The organism is Streptomyces coryli (assembly GCF_011044975.1).
GTDB classification, from domain to species: domain Bacteria; phylum Actinomycetota; class Actinomycetes; order Streptomycetales; family Streptomycetaceae; genus Streptomyces; species Streptomyces coryli.
The window spans coordinates 1-3,224 of record NZ_JAAKZV010000447.1; the positions used below are offsets into that span (position 1 = coordinate 1).

2 protein-coding genes are annotated in these 3,224 nt (G+C 73.7%); both read left to right on the forward strand.

All coding sequences use genetic code 11. The features are described from left to right. Positions 1–109: 109 nt before the first annotated feature. Positions 110–2,443 (forward strand): ComEC/Rec2 family competence protein, encoded by a 2,334-nt coding sequence (locus G5C51_RS40970; protein ID WP_240930274.1) that lies wholly within the window; start codon positions 110–112, stop codon positions 2,441–2,443. Positions 2,444–2,453: 10 nt separating this feature from the next. Beyond that, on the forward strand, positions 2,454–3,092 hold the full coding sequence (locus G5C51_RS40975; RefSeq protein ID WP_165245865.1) for a helix-turn-helix domain-containing protein: 639 nt from the start codon (positions 2,454–2,456) through the stop codon (positions 3,090–3,092). The last annotated feature ends 132 nt before the right edge of the window (positions 3,093–3,224 follow it).

Sequence of the window (3,224 nt, forward strand, 5' to 3'; positions counted from 1 at the left end):
CACCAGCACTGTGGTAACCGTCGTCAACGTCAGATGTGTATAACAGACAGCCCAACCCCGGGCCGCCGCCTGGCAGCGCGATTGGCTGCGGCTGCTGCCCTCCACCCGTTTGCGGCTCCAAGCCCGCCTCGCCCCGGCGACCGGACGCGGCCCCGGCGGCGACCGCATCGCGGCAGTCCTCCGTGTCGTAGGCGACAGGGCACCGGTCGCCGCCGATCGCACCGCGCCCGATACGCCGCCCTCGCCCGCAGCATCCATCGCCGCCCCAGATGGGCCCGCCGGGCCCGCCTCGCCCACCATCACCCGCGCCCCCACCACCCTCCAGCGCGCCGCAGGCGCATTACGGGCCGGGCTGCGGCGGGCCACTGACGGGCTGCCCGCCGATGCCCGCGCGCTGCTTCCGGGCCTCGTCATCGGCGACACCACTCGCATTCCCGCCGAGCTCGATGACGCCTTTCACGCCACCGACCTCACCCACCTACTTGCCGTATCCGGCGCGAACTTCACCATCCTGCTGGCCGTGCTGATCGGACCGCCGCACCTTGCCACCCGTCCGGAGCGGCGCGGGCTGGCGCCGCGGGTCGGGATTTCGCTGCGTGGCACCGCCCTTGTCGGAGGTGCGCTCACTCTCGGATTCGTGGTCGTGTGCCGGCCGGAGCCGAGCGTGTTGCGCGCCGCGACCTGCGGGCTGATCACGCTGGCCGCCATCGGGACCGGGCGACGGCGCTCGTTGCTGCCCGCGCTGGCGGGGGCGGTGCTGCTGCTTGTCCTCTACGACCCGTGGCTGGCACGGGACTTCGGCTTCCTGCTGTCCGTACTCGCCACCGGGGCGCTGCTCACCATCGCGCCGCGCTGGAGTGCGGCCCTGCGCCGGCGCGGCGTGCCGCCCCGTCTCGCCGAGGTGCTGGCGGCGGCGGCCGCCGCCCAGGCCGCGTGCGCGCCGGTGGTCGCGGTGCTTGCCGCGCGGGTCGGGCTGGTCGCCGTTCCCTGCAATCTCCTAGCCGAACTCGCCGTCGCCCCGGCCACGGTCCTCGGCTTCGCCGCGCTCGCGGTCGCGCCGCTCTCGCTGCCACTCGCCAAGGCAGCCGCCTGGCCGGCGGCATTGCCCGCCGAGTGGATCGCCGGTGTGGCGCGGACGGGGGCCGCCCTACCCGGAGCGGAGGTCAGCTGGCCGGGCGGCTGGGCCGGCGGCCTACTGCTCGCGGCACTCACCGCCCTCGTACTCGGCGCGGGCCCGCGATTCCTGCGGGGCAGGACGGCCCGCCGATCGCCCACAGGCGCGGGACCGGACGGGGGCGAGCGGTCGAGCGTCGCCACGGGCACCCGGCCGGATGGCGCGGGACTGGGGGCGGGACCGGGCGCCCGGCCGGGTGGGGCCGGACAGGTGGTCACGGGTACAGGATCGGGCGAACCCACGGGACTGAGTGGGGCGGGGTTGGGCGCGGGACCCGAGCGGCCGCGTTCCCGGCGGTCGGGGCGGTGGCTCGCGGCCGGCTTTGTGCTGGTCCTGGTGCTTGCCGTCTTTCGGCCGCCACCGGTTACCCGGGTGCTCACCGGGTGGCCGCCCGCCGGGTGGCGGCTGGTCGCCTGTGATGTCGGTCAGGGGGATGCGCTCGTTCTCGCTGCTGGGCGGGCGGGGACCGCCGTGGTGATCGATGCCGGGCCCGAGCCGCGGCTTGTCGATCGGTGTCTGCGGCGGTTGGGGGTTGAGCGCATTCCGATCCTGATTCTCACCCACTTTCACGCCGATCACGTCGACGGGCTTCCCGGTGTGCTGCGCGGCCGCGCGGTCGGCGCGATCCAGACCACCACCTATGCCGAGCCACCCGCCCAAGTTGCCTTCGTGCGCCGCACCGCTGCCTCCGCCCGGATCCCGCTCGTCGCCGCGGCGGTGGGGGAGCGGCGCAGCCTCGGCCCGAAGCTCTCCTGGCAGGTCCTGTGGCCACCGGCCCAGGATCCCACCCAGGACCTGGCCCAGGATCCGACCCAAGACCCCACCCAGGACCCGACTCAAGACCCCACCACCTCACCGCACTTCGAGGACGCCAACGACGCCAGCGTCACCCTCCTCGTCCGCACCGCAGGCCTCACCCTCTTCCTCCCGGGTGACCTCGAGCCGCCCGCCCAGCAGCAGCTCCTCGCCGCGCATCCGGACCTCCCAGCCGTGGACGTGCTGAAGGTCGCTCATCACGGGAGCTCCTATCAGGATCCGACCCTCCAGGAGCGCCTCCGCCCCCGCCTCGCCCTCGTCACCGCCGGCAAGCGCAATCCGTACGGTCACCCGTCGCCGCGCACCCTCGCGGCCCTCGCCGGCCAAGGCGCGAGTGTGCTCCGCACGGACGTGGACGGGGCGGTGGCCGTGGTCTCGGCGCCGGGCGCCGACGGCGCGGCGTCCTCCCGATCCCACCGCAGACTCCTTGTAAAGACTTCTTTAGAAAGATAGCTTTAGAAGCATGCCTCAACCCGCATCCAAGCGCTCCGTCGTCCGCCTCACCGACCCAGGCGCGCTGCGCGCCCTCTCTCACCGCACGCGCATGGAGCTTGTTGGCCTGCTGCGCGTCGAGGGTCCGTTCACCGCCACCCGGGCCGCTGAGCTCACCGGCGAGTCGGTCGCCAGCTGCTCGTACCATCTGCGGATGCTCGCCAAGTACGGCCTGGTGGAGGAGGCGGAGGGAGGGCGCGGCCGGGAGAAGCCGTGGCGGGCGACGGCGCGTTACACCAGCTGGGCAGACACCTTCGCCACCGATGACGAAGCCACCGTGGCCGCTGCCGATGTGCTCAACACCGCCGTGGCGGAGCGGTACTTCGAGCGGTTCTCGTACGCCGTCGAGACTCGGCGACAGCTGCCCGCCGAGTGGCGCGAGGCGGAGTGGTTCGGTGACGACCTCGTCTACCTCACGGCCGCCGAACTCACCGACCTGACCGAGAAGATGACCGCGCTCTTCGAGCCGTACGCGGACCGCGTCGGCGACCCGTCCCGGCGCCCCGCGGGCGCGGAGCTCGTGAGCGTGCTGCGGATCGCCTTCCGCGACCGCCGCTACGTTCCCGGCGTCCGTGACGCGCAGGACGCGCAAGACGCGAAGGAGGAATAGCCATGACCGTGCACCCCTACGTCCACGAGCACACCCACACCACCCGAAGCGTCGAGCTGCGCGCCCAGGCAGCCGCCCACGCGAGGGCCGCCGCCCCCGCGCGCCCGCGGCCGCCCAAGCTCCACCCCGGCC

What these genes read in the sequence shown, in the direction of transcription:
- G5C51_RS40975 (WP_165245865.1), top strand. Translation starts at nt 2,454, where the DNA reads ATGCCTCAACCCGCATCCAAGCGCTCCGTCGTCCGCCTCACCGACCCA.